Genomic DNA, 21,517 nt, shown 5'->3' with positions numbered 1-21,517 from the left:
TGCACCAGCCCGCGAATTCCCGACACCGATTCGATGAGCTCATCGGTGATCGGATCGTCGAGGTCGTGTTTGGCGAAGTCGTAGTTCATCAGCTCCGAGAGTAGGGTCAGCGACGCCATCGGGTGCACCAGGTCGTTGAGGAAAACCTGTTCGCGTTCTTTGGCGTGATCTTCGGTCTCGCCGACCACGGCGTAAGCCATCGGGCAGAGCTTAACCGACTGCGGGTCGCGGCCCGCGGCCTCGATGCGCTCTTTCTGGTCGGCGTAGTGGTTGCGGGCGACCTCGATACCCGGGTCGCCGGTGAAGATCAAATCAGCCCAGCGCGAAGCGAATTCACGTCCGCGACCGGACGACCCGGCCTGGATGAGCACCGGCCGGCCCTGCGGGGTGCGCGGCACGGTCAGCGGCCCGCGCACCGAGAAGAACTTACCGGCGTGGTGTAGCTCGTGCACCTTGTCCGGGTCGGCATAGATGCCGTTGACCCGGTCGTGCAGGATCGCGTCGTCTTCCCAGGTGTCCCACAGCCCGGCAGTGGCTTCGAGGAATTCCTCGGCGCGGTCGTAGCGGGCGTCGTGGCCCAAATGTGTGTCCAGGCCGAAGTTTTGCGCCTCGCTGTCGTTGACCGAGGTGACGATGTTCCACGCCGCCCGGCCACCGGACAGATGGTCGAGGGTGGCGAAGGTGCGAGCGATGTGAAATGGCGTGTAGTAGGTGGTGGAGCCGGTCGCGCCCAGCCCGATGTGCGAGGTTGCCTGCGCCAGCACGCCCAAGACGATGGACAGGTCCAGCTTCACCGGTCGCGCGCCGTATTTGACGGCGTCGGCGACCGAACCGCCGTAGATGCCGGGCATGGCCAGCCGGTCGTCGAAGAACATCAGGTCGAAGCAGCCTTCTTCGAGCTGTCGACCGATCTTGGCGTAGTAGGAGGCGTCGAGGTAACCGTGCTCGGTGGCGGGGTGACGCCATGAGCCCGCATACACCGACGTGCTGCCCGCTTGCATAAAGGCGACGAGTGCCATTTGTCGTGTGGTCATTATTGATGTCTAACATCTGATATATTAGATTTCAAGTGTCAGATCCGCACCTGCCTTAAGGTCCTTGTCATGACCCCGAACGACGGTGTTGATATCGCCGGAACAGTGCGTGAGCGTGCCGCACGCGAGCTGCGCGATCGCATTCTCACCGGCGCGCTGCCCGCCGGTGCCCGGCTCGACCTTGATGCGATCACCAAGGAATTCGCCACCAGCCGCACCCCGGTGCGCGAGGCCTTGCTCGAGCTGTCGTACGACGGTCTGGTGCGTGTCGCGCCACGCAGCGGTATCACCGTGATTGGCATGAGCCCCGAGGACGTGCTGGACAGCTTCACGATTCTGGGCGTGCTAACCGGGCAGGCCGCCGCCTGGGCCGCCGAGCGGGTCACCGACGATGGCATCGAGCGCCTGCACGCGCTGGCAACCGACGTCGAGGCGCACGCCGGCGAGGGCGGCATCGTCGACGCGAATTGGGATTTCCACCGCGAGATTCACCGGGCATCCCATTCCCGACGGTTGATGGCGCAGATCCGTCAGGCCGTCCGGGTGGTGCCGTCGAACTTCTTCGCGATGTTCCCCGAGCACGAGCACAACGCCCTGGAAGAGCATCAGGCGCTGGTGTCGGCGCTGGCTGATCGGGACGCCGACAAGGCCCGCGACATCGCCGAGCGCCACGTGCTGGACGCCGGTCGGTCGCTGGCCGATTGGCTGGAGCAGGCGGGTACCGAAGGCTAGCTCTCCGACGCGAAACAGAACCCACGGCTGTGGTTTCGCGTCAATCCACAGCCCTGGCTTCTGATTGGCGGCGCAACTGGGGCTTGCTACCCGGGTCGGCGCCGGATAATCGCCCGCAGCTTGTCCAGCCGACCGCTGATCTCCCGCTCGGCCCCGCGGCCGGTGGGCCGGTAGTAGTCGACGCCGACCAGATCATCAGGCGGATACTGTTGGGGCACAACGCCATCCGGGTCGTCGTGGGAGTATTTGTAGCCCTGCGCATTGCCCAGCGCCGCCGCGCCCGAATAGTGCCCGTCACGTAGATGCGGCGGCACCAGCCCGGCCTTGCCCGCCTTGATGTCGGCCATCGCCGCGCCCAGCGCGGTAGTCACGGCATTCGACTTGGGCGCGGTGGCCAGGTATGTGGTGGCATGCGCCAGCGTCAGCTGAGCTTCGGGCATGCCGATCAGCTGGACGGTCTGCGCCGCAGCAACCGCCGTCTGCAACGCGATCGGGTCGGCCATCCCGATGTCCTCGCTGGCCAAGATCATCAGCCGACGGGCGATGAATCGCGGGTCCTCACCGGCAACGAGCATGCGGGCCAAGTAGTGCAACGCAGCGTCGACGTCGGAGCCGCGCACCGACTTGATGAAGGCGCTGACCACGTCGTAGTGCTGATCGCCGTCGCGGTCGTAGCGGACCGCGGCCCGGTCCAGCGACTGCTCGACGGTCTCGACGGTGACCTGCTCCCCCGCCTCGGCGGCCACCTCCAGCGCGGTCAACGCGCGGCGGGCGTCGCCGGCGGCCAGCCGGACCAGCAGCTCGACCGCCTCCGGCGTCACCGGCACCCGACCGTCCAGGCCGCGCCCGTCGTCGATCGCGCGCTGCACGACCACGCGGACGTCGTCGGCGGACAGCGGGTGCAGCTGCAGGATCAAAGACCGCGAAAGCAGCGGAGCCACGACGGAGAACGACGGGTTCTCGGTGGTGGCCGCCACCAGCAGCACCACCCGGTTCTCCACGGCGGCCAGCAACGCGTCCTGCTGGGTCTTGGAGAACCTGTGCACCTCGTCGATGAACAGCACGGTCTGCTCGCCTCTGAGGAGCGCCGTCCGTGCCCCTTCCAAAACGGCGCGGACTTCTTTGACCCCGGCCGACAGCGCCGACAGCGCCTCGAACCGGCGCCCGGTGGCCTGCGAAATCAGGGCGGCCAACGTTGTCTTACCGCTACCCGGCGGGCCGTAGAGGATCGCCGACGCCATGCCCGAGCCCTCGACCAGACGTCGCAGCGGCGAGCCGGGCTGCAGCAGGTGATCCTGTCCGACCACCTCGTCGAGACTGGCCGGGCGCATCCGCACGGCCAGCGGCGCGCCGGCCCATCCACCCTGCGGGCTCTCGCCACGATCGGTCCCGTCGGGGACGTCGAACAGACCGTCGGACACGGTGTCAGGCATACCACGCCACGGTGACATGTCAGCGCCCAGCGTGCGCTCGCAGCGGGGCCGCTGAATACTTGCTAAGTTCGCGGAGCACGCCTGCACAACTCCCCGACGACGAGGCAGGAGCGGTTATGAGCCAACCTCCGGAGTACCCCGGCAACCCGAGCGAGCCGTGGGGCGGAAACCCCAATCCGGGCAACTACCCGCCACCCGGGTACGGCCCTCCTCCAGGTCCCCCGCCCGGCTACGGACCGCCGCCAGGTCCCCCGCCGGGATACGGCGCACCGCCACCACCTCCCGGCTACGGGCCACCCCCCGGCTACCCTCCGCCACCTGGCTACGGGCCACCGTCAGGCTATCCGGCTCCCCCGGGCTTCGGGCCGCCGCCCGGGTCGGGCTTCAACATCGGTGACGCGTTCAACTGGGCCTGGAATAAGTTCAGCAAGAATCTGGGCGCGCTGATCCTGGCGGCGCTGATATACGCCGTGGTCGGTGTCGCGGTACATGCTCTGGTGTTCGTGCTGCTGGGCGGCGCCACGGCCGACACGACAGGTGTCGACGGCGACTACGCCGCGTCGTTCACGGCGGGCCTGGGCACGGGTGGCACGCTTGTCTTGTCGATCGTGTCGTTCGTGTTCGGCATTTTCGTGCAGGCCGCGTTCCTGTCCGGTGGACTCGACCTCGCTGACGGCAGACCGGTCACCGTGAGCTCGTTCTTCAAGCCGCGCAATTTCGGCAACGTGGTTCTGGCCGGCGCACTGCTCAGCGTGATCAGCGCGGTGTTGGATGTGGTGTCGCTGCTGCCGAGCTTCCTTTTCGCGTTGTTGTCGTTCCTGGCGATCGTCGTCTTCACCTTTTTCGCGCTGTTCACGATCGCGTTCGCGACAGATCGCGGGCTGCCCCCGGTCGAAGCGCTGAAGGCCAGCATCGGCACCGTTCGGGCGCACATCGGTGAAACGCTGGTGTCTTTCCTGGTGCAGGGTCTACTGGTAGTGCTGGGCTTCCTCGCCTGCGGCGTCGGCATCCTGGTGGCCGGCCCGGTGGCGCTGCTGATCCAGGTGTACACCTACCGTCGGCTCTCCGGCGGTCAGGTGGCAGCACCGACCCCTTGAGTCGTCACGGCGACCCGCTGCGCCCGGCTTCGCCGCGCTTGCGATCGCCTTGGCGCGTCACGGCTGGGTGACGAAGTCGATCAGCTCCTCCACCCGGCCGATCAGCGCGGCGTCGAGGTCCGTCCAGTCCCGGACCCGGCCGCGGATGCGGCGCCAGGCCGCGGCGATGTCGGCGTGGTTGCTGTGCGGCCAGCCCAGGGCCTGGCAGATGCCGTGTTTCCAGTCCGTTCCAAGTGGGATGGCCGGCCACTCGGTCAAGCCCAACCGGGCCGGTTTGACCCCTTGCCAGATGTCGACGAACGGATGCCCCACCACCAAGGTGTGTGCGCCGCCCGGGCCGCGGCGCACCGCGTCGGCCAGTCGCGATTCCTTCGAGCCGGGCACCAGGTGGTCGACGAGCACGCCCAGCCGGCGCTGCGGGCCCGGCCGGAACTGCTCGACGACGCCGACGAGATCGTCGACGCCACTGAGGTATTCGACCACCACCCCCTCGATCCGCAGATCGTCGCCCCAGACCTGCTCGACGAGCTCGGCGTCGTGACGGCCTTCCACATAGATCCGGCCGGTCCGGGCCACCCGGGCACGCGCGCCGGTCACCGCCACCGAGCCCGATGCCGTGCGGGTGGCGGCCTTGGCTGACGGGCATCGCGGCGCGGTCAGGATCACCGGCTTGCCCTCGACGAGATATCCCGGGCCGACCGGGAACGGCTTGCGGCGTCCCTGCCGGTCCTCGAGCTCCATCCGGCCGTATTCGACGCACACCACCGCACCGACGTAGCCGGTCTGCGCATCTTCCACGACCATGCCGAGTTCTATTGGCAATTCAGCCGACCGGGCCTTGCGCGAGTTGTGCGGGTCGCGCGCGAGAACATCGGAACCGTAACGATCATCCACCCGAGCGATCCTAGGAAGACTCGGCGGCCAAACCCGGTAGCGCCGCGCTGCGGCGTGCTGGCCGGTGTGATGAGATTTGCGTCTATGACCATCAAAGTCGGGCCGGAGGGAGCTTTTCACCACCGCACCGACATCGACCGGCTGCTGGCCGGATATCGCGCGGCGCGCACCCAGGAAGCGCTGTTCGACCCCCGCCCGCCCGGCTTACGCGGGCCGGTCATCGGCTACGACGAGTTCGTCGACGAAGCCGGCAACGTGCGCCCGGCATTGAGCGAGCTTGCCGACGTGGTCGGCGACCGCGGCCGGGCGGGGCTCACTCGGCTGAGCTCGGCGGTGCGCCAGCTGGTGGACAACGACGACATCACCTACACCGGCGTCGATCCCGGCAACGAGCCCGGCATCCACGGCGATCCGCGGCCCTGGCGTCTGGATCCGCTGCCGCTGGTGGTGTCGGCGACGGATTGGGACGCGCTCGAGGCCGGGCTGGTGCAACGGTCGCGGGTGCTCAACGCCGTGCTCGCCGACCTGTACGGAAGCCGGCGTTCGCTCACCGAAGGCGTGCTGCCACCGGAGCTGCTGTTCGCCCACCCCGGTTATGTGCGCGCCGCCAACGGAATCGAAGTGCCGGGGCGCCATCAACTGTTCATGCACGCCTGCGATGTCAGTCGCCGGTCTGACGGCAGCTTCCAGGTGAACGGCGACTGGACCCAGGCGCCGTCGGGGGCGGGTTACGCACTTGCCGACCGACGGGTTCTCGCACAGGCATTACCCGACCTGTACGAGGGGGTCGGACCACGGCCGACGACACCGTTCGCCCAGGCGTTGCGGCTGGCGCTGATCGACGCGGCGCCCGACGGCGTGCAAGACCCGGTGGTCGCCGTGCTCAGTCCGGGCATTTACTCCGAAACCTCGTTCGATCAGGCGTATCTCGCGACGCTGCTGGGTTTCCCACTGGCGGAAAGCGCGGACCTGGTGGTCCGCGACGGCAAGTTGTGGATGCGTTCCCTGGGCACACTCAAACGCGTCGACGTAGTGTTCCGCCGCGTCGACGCAACCTATACCGACCCACTCGATCTGCGCACCGACTCGCGGCTCGGGGTGGCCGGGCTGGTGGAGGCGCAACACCGCGGGACGCTGACCGTGGTGAACACTGTGGGCAGCGGTATCCTGGAAAGTGCTGGGCTGCAACGGTTTCTGCCCGAGCTGGCCGCGCTGCTGCTCGGCGAGTCGCTTCTGCTGACCAGCGCGCAGAGCTATTGGGGCGGCATCGACCGTGAACGCTCGCATCTGCTCGCGAACCTTTCGTCGTTGTTGATCAGGCCGACCATCGGCGGGCAAACGCTTGTCGGCCCGACACTTTCGGCGGGCCGGCTGGCCGAGCTCGCTGCCTGCATCACCGCAATGCCGTGGCAATGGGTCGGCCAGGAACTGCCGCAGTTCTCCTCGGCGCCCATCAGCCACGGCGGTGAGTTCTCGGCGGGTGGCGTGGGTATGCGGTTGTTCAGCGTCGCCCAACGCGGCGGGTACGCGCCGATGCTCGGCGGCCTGGGCTACGTGCTGGCGCCGGGGCCCGCTGCCTATACGTTGCAAACCGTTGCCGCAAAGGATGTTTGGGTACGTCCCACCGAGCGCTCGCGAACCGAGGCGGTCACCCTGCCGACCCCGGAAGCGCCCGCGAAGGCGGGCGCGGGCACCCTGGGAGTCAGCTCGCCGCGCGTGCTCTCCGACCTGTTCTGGATGGGACGTTACGGCGAACGGGCCGAGAACATGGCCCGGTTGCTGATCGCGGCCCGACGGCGCTACTACGAATTCCGCCATCGCCAGGAGATCCCCGAAAGCCAGTGCATCCCAGTGCTGATGGCCGCGCTGGGGCGGATCACCGGGACCGACCCCGGACCAGGTGACCAGGCCGAAACGATCGCGATCGCCCCGTCGACGCTGTGGTCGCTGACCATGGACCGCGACCGGCCCGGCTCGCTGGTGCAGTCGGTGGACCGGCTGGCGCTGGCCGCCCGGGCGGTGCGCGACCAGTTGTCCAGCGACACCTGGGTAGTGCTGGCCGGAGTCGAGCGCGCGCTGGCGCACAACTCCGAGCCGCCTGACTCACTCGCCGAGGCCGACGCCGTACTGGCGAATGCGCAGTCGCAGGCATTGGTCGGGATGCTGACGCTGGCCGGGGTGGCCGGTGAGTCGATGGTTCAGGATGTCGGCTGGACGATAATGGACATCGGCAAGCGCATCGAACGCGGGCTGGGGTTGACCGCGCTGCTGGACGCCACCGTGACAACCGTCCGACCCCCGGCAGCCGAGCGGACGGTCATCGAATCAACCCTGATTGCAGCGGAATCCGCGGTCATCTATCGGCGCCGTACCGCGGGTCAGGTCAGCGTGGCAGCCCTGGCCGAGTTGATGCTTTTCGACGCGACGAACCCGCGGTCGTTGGTGTATCAACTGGAACGACTGCGGACCGACCTCGGCGACCTGCCCGGCTCGTCGGGGTCGTCGCGGCCACAGCGGATGGTCGCCGAGATCAGTACCTTGCTGCGGCGCTCGCATCCGGTCGAACTCGAACAGATCTCCGCCAGCGGACGCCGCAGGCGGCTCGACGAACTGCTGACCGCTGCGCACGGCGCGTTGCGCGAGCTGGCCGAGGTGATCACCGCGACGCAGCTGGCCCTACCCGGTGGTATGCAACCACTCTGGGGTGGTGACGAGCGTCGGGCGATGCCATGATCGCGGCCAGGCTCAGGCGCTGACCGGATCGGACTTGCCCGATACCGCCGTCACCTCGTCGACGACGGCGTGGATGAACTTCATCTTCTGCAACACTGCCGCAGGCAGCACGAACGGGTACAGGTCGTCATGACCCATCGATCGGTTCACCATGTTCAGCGACCACGACACGGGCAGCCACATGTCGATGATGGTTTGAAAAGCGCTGGGCCCCAACACCGGTCGATCGAAGGTGGCCGTCGCCGGCGCGAAACCCGACCACGCAGCAGTGTCCAGCGTGTCGCGGATGTGCAGGTAATGCGCGAAGGTCTCGGCCCAGTCCTCGGCCGGGTGCATGGTCGCATACGACGACACGAACGTCTTTTCCCAGCCTGCCGGCGCACCCTCGCTGTAATGCCGGTCCAGCGCCTGCTGATAGTCGGTGTGCGGGTCGCCGAACAGCTCCTTGAATCGGGTCACGAACTCAGTGGACGGGGCGACCAGTCGGTAGAAGTAGTAATGCCCTACCTCGTGCCGAAAGTGCCCCAACAGGGTGCGGTAGGGCTCGTCCATCTCCACTCGTAACTGCTCGCGGTGCACGTCGTCGCCCTCGGCCAGATCCAATGTGATGACCCCGTTTTCATGCCCGGTCAGCACTTGCTCGTGTGCACTGGACAACAGCCGGAAGGCCAAGCCGTAGTCGGGGTCCTGGTAACGCCCGACAATCGGCAGCTTCAGCTCGTGCAGCTCGGCGACCAGCCTGCGCTTGGCCGCCTCAGCCCGGGCGAACTCCGCCAGCCCGGCGGTATCGGCATCATTGGGTCGCTCGATGGTCAGCGCACACGATGCGCAGAGCCCGCCCGGCTGATGAATCGGAACCAGCCAATTGCATTCAGCGAGATAACGATTGGCGCAGAGCTCGTATTCGCTCGCGCTGACGAAGCCGGCGTGGTCGGCGTCGTCGCCCGTGGTGATCACCAACAGGGCCATTTCGGCGAGCGAGAAACCCAGCGCGCTTCCGCACGACAGACACGCGGAGTTCTCGAAAGTCAGCCGCTGGCCGCAGTTGGGACAGTGGAAGTCACGCATACAACTCGTCACCTTCGTAACGCACGACGTCGACCGCGACGTCGATCACGCTGTTCCGGGATTTGGTGTAGATGATGCCGCGTAGTGGCGGTACGTCGGCGTAGTCGCGGCCCCGCCCGACCACGACGTACCGCTCGTCGACCATCTGGTCGTTGGTGGGATCCACACCCAGCCACTCGAATTGGCCGGCCGGCTGCGGCGTCCACACCGCGGCCCAGGCGTGAGTGGCGTCGATACCGATCATGCGATCCTTTCCCGCCGGCGGCTCGGTGGCCAGGTACCCGGACACATAGCTGGCTGCCAAACCATTGGCGCGCAAGCAGGCGATCGCCAGCCGCGCGAAGTCCTGACATACCCCTTCCCGTGCTGCGAGAACCTCGTTGACTCCGGTCGACACTGTGGTCGAACCGGAGCGATAGGTGAAATCGGTGTAGATCCGCGAGGTGAGATCGCGCAGCACCTCGACGAGCGGTCGTTCGGGGACAAAGCTGGGCGCGGCGTACTCGCGAACTTCGTCGGTGATCTCGGGCGGATTGAGGTCGAGAGCGAATTCGGTGGCCAGGGCACCCCGTGGGCCTGTGGGACGGGCGTGCTCCCAGCCGGCCAGTGCGGGTCCGCCACCCCAGCGCTCCGGTGGCGAGGGATACACCTCGACCACTGACTCGCCGGTGACCGTCAGCGTCTGGTGCGGCTCGGTGACGTGGAAATACGAGCTGATGTTGCCGTAGCTGTCGGGGCTCGTCGAGCTGTCGGCCGGCGCGGGCGAGATCGTCAGCTCGTGGAACAGGCAGCGTTGCCGCGGCAGGTCCCGCGGGGTCAGGAAACCACGACCGTAGGAGCTGGTCACCACGTCCGAGTAGCGATATTCGGTGCGATGGGTGATCCGGTAGCGCGCGCCCATGCCCGTCGGGTGCTGATCCGGCGATGTCACGCTGCAACACTAGTGAGCCGCAAGAGCGCGCGCATCGGTGCAAGGTGATCGGCGCCTCTGACCCCCGTCACGGGAGCACAATAGGTCATGGCTACCTGGGACGACGTCGCCGGCGTCGTCGGTGAGCTGCAACTCATCGAGGAGCGGTCGCCGCACGAATGGCGGGTCGGCAAGAAGCTGATCGCTTGGGAACGTCCGCTGCGCAAGTCCGACCACGAGGCGCTGACCGCGCTCGGAATCGACCCACCCCAGGGAGACATTCTCGCGGTCCGAGTGGCTGACGAGGGCGTCAAGTTCGCGTTGATCGCCGACGAACCCGAGCTGTACTTCACTACCCCGCATTTCGACGGCTATCCCGCCGTCCTGGTGAAGCTTGCCGCGATCGACGAGTACGGGCTGGGGGAGCTGATCGTCGAGGCTTGGCTGACGCAGGCACCAAAACGCCTGGTAGAAGAGTTTCTCGGGGAGTTCGACCGGCCAACCTAGCCGTACCACCCGTCACTTTAGTAACAGCAGTATCACAAGCCACTCTAATTCACTCCATCACGACTAGATAACTCAATTCACATATATCTCTCTAGTTATAAACTGCATCAATAGTGTTGTTCTTTCACTCAAATGAGCAATAGCAACACAACACGCCTTTCTTAACAATAATCTCACTGAATTGCTAAAGTCCCACTCATTGACTCCTTTCACTTCAGTTTGTTAGAAGTGTTAAATGAGTCATTTAGGTGGGCTACTGAGCACGATGTGCAAGCACCTCGTGATAGCGACGTTTGTGGTCCTGGGTCTCACACTCCTGGTCAACCCGACCACCGGAGTGGCCTACGCGGACGGCATGAACTGGGACGCCGTGGCGCAATGCGAATCCGGCGGCAACTGGCACGCCAACACCGGCAACGGGTTCTACGGCGGACTGCAATTCAAGCCGTCTACCTGGGCCGCCAATGGCGGGGTCGGCGATCCGGCGATGGCATCACGGGACCAGCAGATCGCGGTGGCCAACCGGGTGCTTGCCACCCAGGGGCCCGGCGCATGGCCCAAGTGCGGCGGGAACGGCCAGCTCTTCCCGATCCAAATCGTCAACATCGTGCTGCACCCGTTCCGCGGCACGCTGCAGACGCTGTGGTCGCTGGTCCCGCACTAGCCAATTCGCAGCGGAGTGACCGTCCTGAGATCGGCGACGAGATTACCCCGTGATCAGGCGCTGCGGCCGGTCCGTTGAGGGGCTAACTACCTGCCGGGGCTAACTCGCCGGCTGCTATTCCGCCGCGAGGTGTGTCAACGTCGCGAAACAGAAGCGAGGGTCGTGGTGGGAGACTCGATCACAACCCTGGCTTCTGCTTGGCGAAAGCATCTCGGTGCGGCTCGGGCAGCGCGTCGATACCCGACTCCTTGCGCTGTTGGGCGGTGATCGGTGCCGGGGCATCGGTCAGCGGATCGACTCCGCCGCCGGACTTCGGGAAAGCGATGACCTCGCGGATGGAATCGGCGCCGGCCAGCAGCTGGACGATACGATCCCAGCCGAACGCGATACCGCCGTGCGGCGGGGCGCCAAAGGTGAACGCATCCAACAGGAATCCGAATTTCTCCTGTGCCTCGGCGGCGCCGATTCCCATCATCGCGAACACCCGCTCCTGGATGTCACGGCGATGGATACGAATTGAGCCGCCACCGATTTCGTTACCGTTGCAGACGATGTCGTAGGCGTCCGCCAGCGCGTTGCCCGGGTCGCTGTCGAAGGTGGCCTCCGAATTGGCCTTGGGCGAGGTGAACGCGTGATGCACCGCGGTCCACGCGCCACTGCCCACCGCGACATCGCCGGCGGCAGTGGCCTCATCGGCGGGTTCGAACAGCGGGAAGTCCACCACCCAGGTGAACGCCCAGGCGTCGGGGTCGATCAGGTTGAGCCGATGCGCGATCTCCACCCGGGCCGCACCCAACAGCGTGCGCGATGCTTTCGCCGGCCCGGCCGAGAAGAAGATGCAGTCGCCGGGTCGGGCGCCGACGTGCGCCGCCAGGCCTGCGCGTTCGGCGTCGGACAGGTTCTTGGCCACCGGGCCGCTCAGCGTGCCGTCGTCGCCGACCAGCACGTAGGCCAACCCCTTGTGGCCACGCTGTTTGGCCCACTCCTGCCACCCGTCCAGGGTGCGACGCGGCTGCGACGCCCCGCCCGCCATCACCACCGCACCCACATACGGCGCCTGAAACACCCGGAAAGTGGTGTCCTTGAAGAACTCCGTGCATTCGACCAGCTCCAGCCCGAACCGCAGATCGGGTCGGTCGGAACCGAACCGTCGCATCGCGTCGGCGTAGCTGATCCGCGGCACCGGCAGCGGAACGTCGTAGCCGATCAACGCCCACACCGCCTTGAGCACCTGTTCGGAAACCGCGATGACGTCATCGGCCTCGACGAAGCTCAACTCCATGTCGAGCTGGGTGAATTCCGGCTGGCGGTCGGCGCGGAAATCTTCGTCGCGATAACAGCGGGCGATCTGGTAGTAGCGCTCCATGCCGGCCACCATCAGCAGCTGCTTGAACAGCTGCGGGCTCTGCGGCAACGCATAGAAGGATCCGGGCTGCAGCCGCGCCGGCACCAAGAAGTCGCGTGCGCCTTCCGGGGTCGAGCGCGTCATGGTCGGCGTCTCGATCTCGACGAAGTCGTGCGCCGCCAGCACACCGCGCGCCGCGGCATTTACCTTGGAGCGCAACCGAATTGCAGCGCCGGGAGCCTCACGGCGCAGGTCGAGGTAGCGGTAGCGCAACCGGACTTCCTCGCCGGCGGGCTCGTCAAGCTGGAACGGCAGCGGCGCGCACTCCCCCAGCACCGTCAGCGACGTCGCGTTGACTTCGATCTCGCCGGTTGCGATCTCGGCGTTGGCATTGCCCTCCGGGCGGATTTCGACGACACCCTCGACGGCCACGCAGAACTCGGCACGCAGACGATGGGCCTGGGCCAGCACGTCGTCGGCGCGAAACACCACTTGGGATACCCCGGTGGCGTCGCGCAGATCGATGAAGATCACCCCGCCGTGGTCGCGCCGACGCGCGACCCATCCGGCCAGCGTCACCTGCTGACCGGCGTCGGTGGCTCGCAATGAACCCGCGGCGTGACTGCGCAGCACAAATACTCCTCGAGGACGGTGGAAACGACTGCTCAGTCTAGAGGCGGTAATTTCGGGGATAACCATGGATATTGCAGTTGTCGGTCCGGGCGCCGTCGGCACCACGGTCGCCGCTTACCTCTTCGCCGCCGGCCACCGGGTTCCGGTCTGCGGGCGGACGGCGCGGCCGCAGCTCGAATTGCGGCCTGACGACGCCGATTCGATCACGGTGCCGGGCCCGGTCTGCACCGATCCCGCCGAGATCACCGGCCCTGCCGGGGTGGTCCTGCTAGCAGTCAAAGCCACCCAGAACGCCGAGGCTGCCCGCTGGCTGGCTCGACTGTGTGATGAGCACACCATCGTCGTGGTCCTGCAGAACGGCGTCGAGCAGACCGAGCAGGTGCAGCCGCTGTGTTCGTCGTCGACGGTCGTCCCCGGCATCGTCTGGTTTTCAGCCGAGACGCAGCCCGAGGGCTGGGTGCGACTGCGCGGGGAAGCCCGGCTGGCGCTGCCGACCGGGCCCGCCGCGACCACGTTCGCCGAGTTGTGGCGCGACGCCGGAGGCACTGCCGACTGCGACCCCGACTTCACCACGGCCGCGTGGCGCAAGCTTCTGGTCAACGCGGTGGCCGGCCTGATGGTGCTCACCGGCCGGCGGTCCGGAATGTTCCGCCGCGATGACTTGGCCGACCTGGCGGCCCGGTACGCCGCGGAATGCCTCGAAGTCGCGCGGGCCGAGGGGGCGCAGCTCGGCGACGACGTCGCCGGCGGCACGGTGGAGATGTTTCGTCGGGCGCCCACCGATATGGGCACCTCGATGTTGGCCGACCGCGAATCGGGCCGGCCGCAGGAGTGGGACATCCGCAACGGGGTGATCATCCGCAAAGCACGCGCACATGGAATCGCGACACCTCTCAGCGATGTGCTGGTGCCGCTGTTGGCGGCGGCCAGTGACGGCCCGGGATAATCGAATTCGGAACGGACGCCGTAGACTTGGCGACAGCTCACAAGCAGCTCACAAGGCGTTCCCGCCCGCAATGATGCTGAACATGTCGTTGAAAAGTCCCGCCGCTGCGTCGAAGGCGGGCGGCAGTGGAATGTCGCCGAAGGGGGTCACCAGCGTCTCCAATATCGTGTTGCCTCCGGATGTCGACGAGGCGATGTCGGAGTAGATGCTTTCGAATCCGGAGCCGAAATTGACGACTTCGAACTCCGAACCGGCTGGCAAGACTGCCGGATCTGAGGACGAGGTGACCAGGATTGTCTCGGTGGAGTCAACGAATTGGTCCAACGTGTTTGTCACGTCGGCGGTGAAAGTCCCCGTTGTGGCACCGTCTGTGAAGCTGAAGTCCTGGACACCTTGAACCCCGACGTCCACCGGTGGAAGTCCGTTGATGCCAGTGAAGTTCAGTTCACTGGTCGGATCGAACGTCATCCCGTTTGCGAACGTGACCGGCGAATCACTGAGCGTCTCCGCCATGGCCGCATCCATGCTGATCGGGATGACGTAATTCCCCAACGGGGTATACAACGTATCCAAGTAGTGATCTCCGCCGGGCGAGACGAAGTCCGAGTAGACATTGACGAGACCATAGAAGTTGATCGTGTTGAAAATCGAACCCTCCGCCGGAACATCCGCGGCGCTGGTGCCGACGTTGGTCAAGCCGTTGTCGGAGGTGATGAGGACGGCCTCGGTGTAGGTGCCGGCGGCGTCTGTTGTGTTGGTGTCGACCGTCGCGACTTTGCCCACCACATCTCCGGCTGAATTGAAGAAGTTGAAGTCCTGGGTGCCCTGCAGGGCCGCTGTCAGCGGCGGGATTCCACTGATCGACGTAACAAGCTGGGAGCCAACGGGTTCCATGGTGCCGCCGTTGCCGACGCCCACGCCCCCCGCGTCGGCGATCAAACCGTCGGCGGCGTCGAACGTGGTGGGGATGACCATCGTTCCGGTCGAGGTGGTCAACGTGTCCGTGATGGTGGCGGTGCCGTCGCCGTTGGGGATGGCGGAGTAGACATTGGTGGAAAGACCAAGGCCGGCGTCCAAGGAGTAGGTGTCGAACACCGAACCCACCGGCGGCTCACCGGTGTAGCTCACGTCGGCATACGGACTGTCCGGGTCCAGAGGTACCGGGGCGACGTAGACCTCAGCGTTGAGTCCGCCGAGGCCGTCGTTCGAGTAGCTCTCAAAGCCGTAGAATGTCCCGCTGCCACCGGTCGGGCTGGTGTAGTCGAACACCTGGTCGCCCTGAAGGCTGCCCGCCACCGCGGGAGGAGCGGTGTCCCCTCCGCTGAAGCCGTGCCCGTAAATGCCGGTGATCGTCTCGGTGTAACCGGGGTCAGGGGTGACGGTCCAGTCATCGGCGTGGGCGACAGCCAACGGGAGGAAGGCCAACCCGAGCAGTCCACCGGCAGTCGCCCCGATTTTTCGCGTACGACGCCGACTCGACATCGAAGTCGCCTGGCCGGCGGCTAAGCCAACTCGGATATCGAAAAGCGAAGTGCTCGAGGTGTTGTCACGCTTCTCGATAGAGTGCTTACCCATTTGTTCAGTCCTTCAGATTGTTCCTTGTTGATGAAGCTGCGGCCCGGGCATCAGCCGGTTCTGTCCGGCAGGCCGAATGCTTCATAGACGAATCCGAGGTCGGCCCGGATCCGTTCCGGGGTCAGGCCGAACTGCGAGGGCGAATGCCCGTGGCTGCTGGTGTAGTTGCGCTGTCGCTCCGCCTGCTCGCGCACCTCGTCGACGAAAGCCTCGGTGGGCTTTACCTCGATGAACTCGAGGATGCGCTCCATGGTCGGTTCGAGGTCGTTGATCAGGTCCTCGTAACGCACCACGCACAAGTTGCGTTCAGGGATTTTGCCACCCGCATGCGCGTCGTGAAAGTAGCGCAGCATGTCGCAGGACGCCTGATACAGGTTTTCCAGCCACCTGCGCTGGTCGGATTCCTTGGTGCGGTTCCACACGTCGTAGCCGTTCTCGAGCACGCTGGCGAGCAACGACATTCCGGACGGGATGACCTCGACCGGGTCGCGGATGACGTACACGAGCTTGCAATCCGGGTAGCGTCGCAGCACCGCATCGAGGCGCATCGTCAGCATGCTGGTCTTGGCCAGCACCCGGTCGGCACGCTTGAGCGTCAGGTTTCGCCGCCAGCATGCCTCGTAATAATTAAAGAAGCGGTCTTCCTCGCGCTGCGTCACACCGTCGATGGCGAATTCGCGGCGCGACAGCTCACTGCCCCAATTATCTTGCCAGGCTAGGAAATACGCCCACGCGAACGGGCCACTCATGGTGCGGAAGAACCAGGCCACGTCGTCGGTCTCTATGCCGCGCAGGCTGGTGTCGTGCACGTCGGACGGGTGATAGCGGGCCGGCGACAGCTTATCGAGCCGCGGTACGATTCCGCCGAGCAGCTTGCGCGCGGTGATCGCGGGAAACAACATCTCCCACAATTCGAGAGCGGCCACGTCGCCGGCCCCGACCAGCAGCCGATGCAGAAAGGTCGTGCCGCTGCGCGGATTGCCAATGATGAAGATCGGCCGGTCGATCACCTGCTTGCGATGACGTGGGTAGAACACGTAGTCCAGACCAAGCGTGATCGCCGAAATCGCCTGGCGCAACTGCAAAAGCCCGAATGCACCCAGCGGGCGGAACCACAGCCCGAACGTTTTGCCGATCACCCGGTAGACGCGCAGATAGTGCTGCATCTAGCTCTCCCATACCGCAGAGGCGCACACGATCGTGAAACCCGATGCGGCACTTGCGATAACGAGCTTGTCACCATTGTTGACGGTGCCGTGCTTCAGCCGGTGGTTCAGCGCGACCGCCCATGAGGTACTGGCGGTATTCCCGTACAGCGAGTGGGTATGCACGCACGCCTCGGGCCGCGCACCGAGTGCGTCGAAGACGCGCTCGAGGATCGCCTGGCTGGGCTGGTGGAAGATGTAGTGGTCGACGTCTTCGGCCGCCCATCCCGTCGATGCCAGCAGGTTGTGCACCTCCGGCGGCACGTGCACGGCGAGCGCGAACAACTCTTTGGAGCGCGAGACGAAGTGGCCGTCGACCGGCGCCGAGCACAGGTCATAGTGCTCGGCGAGCGTCTTGTGCCGGAAGCCCAGCAGCCGCGCGCTGCCCGCCGGCAGCGACTCGCGAGTCACCAGAAATGCCGCGGCGGCGTTCCCCAGCGTCAGGCCGGCGGCAAGGTTCGCGACGTCGTCGAGCGATTGCAGGTCATAACTGACCCGGTCGCGCCATAGTTCGCCGGCGCAGACCAGGGCGGTCTTGATCTCGGGGTGCAGGGAGAAGTAACCGGCGACGACATGTATCGCCTCGACGAGCCCGGCGCAGGCGCACGTCACGTCGAACGCATGCAGTGGCGTGGCGCCCAGCCGGCCCGCCACCTCGGCCGCGGTGGCGGGCTCGAAGGCCTCGCGCGCAATTCCCCCATAAAGCAAAAGGTCGACCTCGGACGCTTCGACGCCGTTCTCGAAGAGGCAGGCGGTCGCCGCGCGGGACGCGAACTCGCCGGGCGAGAGCGTCTGATCCGGGTCGACATAGCGGACCTGGGTGTTACATCGGCCCAGGACGTACTCGACGCCCTGGGCAATCGAATCCCATTCGGATTCCGGCCCACGGAAATTTTCGCGGACGCGTGACAAGACTGTCTCGTTGTCGAGGGCGGTGTCGGGAATGACAACCGCAGGCCTCGACAGGTACATACACGGAAGCTGAGAACTTCCCTTGGATTTCTGAGACACGCAGGCCTCCATTCGCTGAGACCGCCTTGGCGCGGCCGCCCATTTAGGGGCCAAAATTACCCTTTAGAGGGGGTTTCAACGCCGATTTCAAGAAAGTTTCAGCTCGGCGATTCTTCTCAGCAGAAATTTAGTTCAAGTCGCGGGGTGTCCTGCCACCCCGAGCGTCGCTTCGGGTCGGGATCGGGCGCGCCCGAATCGTAGTGTGCGAAGCTGATCTCGCCGGGCTACAGGCCACCCGACAGACGCAACGGAGAGTGCGATGACCTTCAACGAGGGTATGCAGATCGACACCAGCACGACGTCGGCGTCCGGCGGCGGTGGCGGGCGCGGCATTGCGATCGGCGGCGGACTGGGCGGATTGCTGTTCCTCGTTGTAGCCCTGCTGCTCGGGGTCGACCCCGGCAAAGTGGCGACCCAGTTGCCGACGAGCGCCAGTCAGGACGTCGCACCCGGGTTTGACCTGAGCAAGTGCCGTACCGGAGCCGATGCCAACCAATATGTGCAGTGCCGTGTGGTCGCCACCGGCAACTCCGTAGACGCGGTGTGGAAGCAGCTGATGCCGGGCTACACCCGGCCCCGCGTCCGGCTGTTCAGCGGTCAGGTCAGCACCGGCTGCGGAGTGGCCAGCACCGAAGTCGGACCCTTTTACTGCCCGGTAGATAAAACCGCGTACTTCGACACCGGCTTCTTTGACGTTTTGCGCACCCAGTTCGGTTCGAGCGGTGGACCATTGGCACAGGAATACGTGGTTGCTCACGAGTTCGGGCACCATGTGCAGGATCTACAGGGCTCACTCGGTCGCGCGCAGCAGGGCGCTCAGGGCGCCGGCGGTAACGGCGTGCGGACCGAGCTGCAGGCCGACTGCTACGCCGGAGTGTGGGCCCACTACGCCTCCACCATCAAGCAAGAGAGCACCGGCGTTCCCTTCCTGGAACCGTTGAGCGACAAGGATATTGCCGATGCGCTATCGGCGGCGGCGTCGGTGGGAGATGACCGTATCCAGAAAGCCGCCACCGGTCACACCAACCCCGAGTCGTGGACGCATGGTTCCTCGGAGCAGCGTCAGCACTGGTTCACCGCTGGCTACCAGACCGGTGACCCCAACCAGTGCAACACCTTCAGCGACCCAAACCTCCACTAACTCAGAACAGTGCCGGCTGAACCGCCTCGACGACTTGTCGGGCAGGGGCGACATCGAACCGTCGCTGATCGCCGGCCAGCCCATATTTGGCGATCAGCGGAGTCGCCCGTGCCCGCAGCTCGTCTCGGTATGACGACGGCAAATAGGCTCCGCTTCGGTACAACTCGCGGTACCGGCCGACCAGCTGAGGGTGGGTGCGCGTCAACCATGACAGGAACCAGCCCCGAGTCGATCCGCGCAGGTGCAGGCCGAACACCGTGACGCCGACGGCCCCCGCCGCCGCGATCTGCCGCAGCAGGCCGTCGAGATGCTCGACGGAATCCGTCAGATAAGGCAGTACCGGCGCCACCATCACGTGGCAGTCCAGGCCCGCTTCGCGGATCGCGGTGATCAATCCGAGGCGGGCCTGCGGCCCGGGCGTGCCGGGCTCCACCTGTTTGTGGAGCTCAGGATCGCCGACCGCCAGGGAGACGGCGAGGCTGACCGGCACCTGGTCAGCAGCGTCAACGAGGAGCGGCAGATCACGGCGCAGCAGCGTGCCTTTGGTCAGGATCGACATCGGCGTGCCCGACACCGCAAGCGCGCCAATGATGCCGGGCATCAATGCATAGCGGCCCTCGGCGCGTTGATAGGGGTCGGTGTTGGTGCCCAGCGCGACCGCCTCACGACGCCACGACCGTCGGGCCAGTTCGCGACGAAGCACAGCTACCACATTGGTCTTGACGATGATCTGGGTGTCGAAGTCGTTGCCGCAGTCCAGATCCAGATACTCGTGCGTCGGCCGGGCGAAGCAGTACCTACAAGCGTGCGAGCAGCCCCGGTATCCGTTGACGGTGTACTGGAAGGGCAATGCCGCGGCATGCGGAACTCTGTTCAGCGCCGACTTGCACAAGACCTCGTGAAATGTGATGTCCTCGAACTGCGGCGTGCACACACTTCGGACGAAACCGATGCGCTCCAGCCCGGGCAGCGCGCCGTCGTCGGCGCCAATGCTTTGGCGGTCCCATCGCATGAGCCTATTCGAACGCATGTTCGGGACGATGTCAAGCGTGTTCGTCTTGCGATCGCCGTGACCGCTCGTGGCCAATACGCCTGCGGCGGGCCGGTTGTCATTTAAGCTGGACCATCGTGACGTCTGATACTGACGGCCCACAAGGCAACAAAAATCTCAAGTGGGCAATGGGTGGGGTGGCCGCGGTGGCGGTCTTGGCAACGATCGTCGCCGCGGTACTGCTGTTCGGCGGCGGGGATTCGGGAGCACCGAAAGGCCCGGAGGGTCCGAGCCCGGAGACAGCCGCGGTGGCCAGCGCGAAAGACATCGGCCCCGTTGCGGTGATCACCGACGATCCCAGTTGTACGGCGTGGACGTCGATCAACAATCAACTCGCGAACGGTGGTCAGGGGCTTTGGAATGACCGGGACCGGTCGGTGCCTGCGTCGGCCTGGACACCAAAGGAGCGTGCGCAATTCATCGCAGCCGGACAGTCGATGCGCGGCGCGGCGGCGCAAGCTGTCGGCTTGGTCAAGCTGACGCCGCACCGGGTGATGCGTGAGCTCTACCAGCAGTTCATCGCCTACGCGCGCGCCTACACCGATCGGATCCCGAAATACACCCCGGCCGACAACAATTTGGCCGGCGCCGCAAACAGCGCCTCGTCTGCGCTGGGAGCGATCTGCGCCGCCATCAGCGACGGTCCGGCCGCGGCCCGCGGGCCGCTGGTCTCCCCGTCGCTGCCACCGTCCGACATCGCCCCGGTGGGCAACCTCGCGAACCCGCAGCCCTTCCTCACCACGGACAATCCCGTTTGCCCCGACTGGAAGTCGGCGTTGAACGAGTTCGGCAAGCAGACCGCCGCGTGGCAGCAATTGGATCCCAATGTCCCGTCGATCTATTGGAACAAAGAGCAGAAAGCGATCAACTACGCGGTGGGCCCGGTGATGAACTCATTCGCCGGCAAACTGGAACAGCTTGGCCGGCAAAGCGATAACGCTGTCTTTCAGGACCTGGCGAATCTCTCGGCCCAGTACCGGCGCGCCTTCGTCACTGCGCTGCCGACCTACACCCCGACCGACAACCATCTGGCCAATGCGGCCAACTTTGCTTCCACCACGATCCTCGGTGCTTGCGTAGCGGTCAGTGAATAGCCGCCGGACGGTGGCGAAAAGAAAACGCACCGGGCATCACGATGCCCGGTGCGTTCCGACCCCCACTTGGTAAAGCGTCAGGCCCAGCTGGAACCGACGGCCGAGTCGGTGCTGTTCATGTTGTTGCCGGCGGTTTGCACCTTTTGGCCATGAGCGTTGGCTTGTTGGTAGATGACCTGGAAGTTGCGGCCCAACTGGGTGATGAACTCCTGGCAGGCCACCGAGCCTGAGCCGCCCCAGAAGTCGCCGGCGGCCAGTACATCGCGCACGATGGCCTGGTGTTCGGCTTCCAGGTTGGCGGCTTGGGCGCGGATCAGTGCGCCGTGGGCATCGACATCACCGAACTGGTAGTTGATCGACATGAGTGTTCTCCTATGAGGTTTCGGTGATCGGCTAGCTGGACAGGATCTGCTGGGAGGCCTGCTCTTGGGACTCGTAGTTGTT

At 65.6% G+C, this 21,517-nt stretch carries 19 protein-coding genes; 8 read left to right on the top strand and 11 right to left on the bottom strand.

The window, feature by feature from the left end; all coding sequences use genetic code 11:
* On the bottom strand, positions 1–1,034 hold a 1,034-nt coding region (locus tag VGG53_RS09675; protein ID WP_331517832.1), incomplete at its 3' end, for an NtaA/DmoA family FMN-dependent monooxygenase.
* A 69-nt stretch (positions 1,035–1,103) separates the two neighbouring features.
* On the opposite strand from VGG53_RS09675, the gene VGG53_RS09670 reads away from it, so the two are divergent.
* Positions 1,104–1,766 (top strand): GntR family transcriptional regulator, encoded by a 663-nt coding sequence (locus VGG53_RS09670; RefSeq protein WP_331517831.1) that lies wholly within the window; start codon positions 1,104–1,106, stop codon positions 1,764–1,766.
* Between the two features lie 86 nt (positions 1,767–1,852).
* On the opposite strand, the gene VGG53_RS09665 is transcribed toward VGG53_RS09670, so the two are convergent.
* Complete coding sequence (locus VGG53_RS09665) at positions 1,853–3,199, bottom strand: replication-associated recombination protein A (protein ID WP_331517830.1); 1,347 nt, start codon at positions 3,197–3,199, stop codon at positions 1,853–1,855.
* Positions 3,200–3,315: 116 nt separating this feature from the next.
* Between VGG53_RS09665 and VGG53_RS09660 the strand changes: the two genes are divergently transcribed.
* Complete coding sequence (locus VGG53_RS09660) at positions 3,316–4,296, top strand: hypothetical protein (RefSeq protein ID WP_331517829.1); 981 nt, start codon at positions 3,316–3,318, stop codon at positions 4,294–4,296.
* Between the two features lie 57 nt (positions 4,297–4,353).
* On the opposite strand, the gene VGG53_RS09655 is transcribed toward VGG53_RS09660, so the two are convergent.
* Positions 4,354–5,190 (bottom strand): DUF3097 domain-containing protein, encoded by an 837-nt coding sequence (locus VGG53_RS09655; protein ID WP_331517828.1) that lies wholly within the window; start codon positions 5,188–5,190, stop codon positions 4,354–4,356.
* A 69-nt stretch (positions 5,191–5,259) separates the two neighbouring features.
* On the opposite strand from VGG53_RS09655, the gene VGG53_RS09650 reads away from it, so the two are divergent.
* Positions 5,260–7,923 carry a circularly permuted type 2 ATP-grasp protein gene (locus VGG53_RS09650; RefSeq protein ID WP_414688931.1) on the top strand — a complete coding sequence of 888 codons (2,664 nt, stop codon included), beginning with the start codon at positions 5,260–5,262 and terminating at the stop codon, positions 7,921–7,923.
* 12 nt (positions 7,924–7,935) lie between these two features.
* Here VGG53_RS09650 and VGG53_RS09645 read toward each other — a convergent pair whose 3' ends face one another.
* The gene (locus tag VGG53_RS09645) at positions 7,936–8,991 is read right to left on the bottom strand and encodes a putative zinc-binding metallopeptidase (RefSeq protein WP_331517826.1); all 1,056 of its coding nucleotides are present in this window, start codon (positions 8,989–8,991) and stop codon (positions 7,936–7,938) included.
* The gene (locus VGG53_RS09640; RefSeq protein ID WP_331517835.1) at positions 8,984–9,892 is read right to left on the bottom strand and encodes a transglutaminase family protein; all 909 of its coding nucleotides are present in this window, start codon (positions 9,890–9,892) and stop codon (positions 8,984–8,986) included. Before VGG53_RS09640 ends, VGG53_RS09645 begins: the two co-directional genes overlap by 8 nt.
* A 117-nt stretch (positions 9,893–10,009) precedes the next feature.
* Between VGG53_RS09640 and VGG53_RS09635 the strand changes: the two genes are divergently transcribed.
* Positions 10,010–10,408: an MmcQ/YjbR family DNA-binding protein gene (locus tag VGG53_RS09635; protein ID WP_331517825.1), complete on the top strand. Its 399-nt coding sequence runs from the start codon at positions 10,010–10,012 to the stop codon at positions 10,406–10,408.
* Positions 10,409–10,643: 235 nt separating this feature from the next.
* Positions 10,644–11,072, top strand: a complete 429-nt coding sequence (locus VGG53_RS09630) for a transglycosylase family protein (RefSeq protein WP_414688930.1) — start codon at positions 10,644–10,646, stop codon at positions 11,070–11,072.
* A 178-nt stretch (positions 11,073–11,250) separates the two neighbouring features.
* On the opposite strand, the gene aspS is transcribed toward VGG53_RS09630, so the two are convergent.
* Positions 11,251–13,116 carry an aspartate--tRNA ligase gene (aspS, locus tag VGG53_RS09625; protein WP_331517824.1) on the bottom strand — a complete coding sequence of 622 codons (1,866 nt, stop codon included), beginning with the start codon at positions 13,114–13,116 and terminating at the stop codon, positions 11,251–11,253.
* On the opposite strand from aspS, the gene VGG53_RS09620 reads away from it, so the two are divergent.
* Positions 13,115–13,996, top strand: coding sequence for an oxidoreductase (locus tag VGG53_RS09620; RefSeq protein WP_331517823.1), 882 nt, complete (start codon positions 13,115–13,117; stop codon positions 13,994–13,996). The two genes, aspS and VGG53_RS09620, sit on opposite strands and share 2 nt — an antisense overlap.
* A 48-nt stretch (positions 13,997–14,044) precedes the next feature.
* Here the strand turns inward: VGG53_RS09620 and VGG53_RS09615 are convergent, their stop codons facing one another.
* Genes VGG53_RS09615 through VGG53_RS09605 form a run of 3 tightly spaced genes read right to left on the bottom strand, consistent with a single transcriptional unit; the run spans position 14,045 to position 17,787 of the window.
* A complete protein-coding gene (locus VGG53_RS09615) occupies positions 14,045–15,571 on the bottom strand; it encodes a hypothetical protein (protein ID WP_331517822.1) in 1,527 nt (508 codons plus the stop codon).
* A 50-nt stretch (positions 15,572–15,621) separates the two neighbouring features.
* Positions 15,622–16,737, bottom strand: coding sequence for a sulfotransferase (locus tag VGG53_RS09610; protein ID WP_331517821.1), 1,116 nt, complete (start codon positions 16,735–16,737; stop codon positions 15,622–15,624).
* Complete coding sequence (locus VGG53_RS09605) at positions 16,738–17,787, bottom strand: 3-oxoacyl-ACP synthase III family protein (RefSeq protein WP_331517820.1); 1,050 nt, start codon at positions 17,785–17,787, stop codon at positions 16,738–16,740. It lies immediately after the preceding gene.
* Positions 17,788–18,046: 259 nt separating this feature from the next.
* On the opposite strand from VGG53_RS09605, the gene ypfJ reads away from it, so the two are divergent.
* Positions 18,047–18,928, top strand: a complete 882-nt coding sequence (gene ypfJ / locus VGG53_RS09600; RefSeq protein ID WP_331517819.1) for a KPN_02809 family neutral zinc metallopeptidase — start codon at positions 18,047–18,049, stop codon at positions 18,926–18,928.
* A gap of 1 nt (position 18,929) precedes the next feature.
* Here the strand turns inward: ypfJ and VGG53_RS09595 are convergent, their stop codons facing one another.
* Positions 18,930–19,940 (bottom strand): Rv2578c family radical SAM protein, encoded by a 1,011-nt coding sequence (locus tag VGG53_RS09595; protein ID WP_331517833.1) that lies wholly within the window; start codon positions 19,938–19,940, stop codon positions 18,930–18,932.
* Positions 19,941–20,056: 116 nt separating this feature from the next.
* Here VGG53_RS09595 and VGG53_RS09590 point away from each other — a divergent pair, with 116 nt between their 5' ends.
* Complete coding sequence (locus tag VGG53_RS09590; protein WP_331517818.1) at positions 20,057–21,073, top strand: hypothetical protein; 1,017 nt, start codon at positions 20,057–20,059, stop codon at positions 21,071–21,073.
* Between the two features lie 77 nt (positions 21,074–21,150).
* On the opposite strand, the gene VGG53_RS09585 is transcribed toward VGG53_RS09590, so the two are convergent.
* Complete coding sequence (locus VGG53_RS09585) at positions 21,151–21,435, bottom strand: WXG100 family type VII secretion target (RefSeq protein ID WP_331517005.1); 285 nt, start codon at positions 21,433–21,435, stop codon at positions 21,151–21,153.
* Positions 21,436–21,517: the final 82 nt, after the last annotated feature.

Source organism: Mycobacterium sp., assembly GCF_036490025.1.
Taxonomy (GTDB): Bacteria; Actinomycetota; Actinomycetes; order Mycobacteriales; family Mycobacteriaceae; genus Mycobacterium.
The sequence above is the reverse complement of the archived record's forward strand: the minus strand, read 5'-3'. Positions and strand labels throughout refer to the sequence as shown.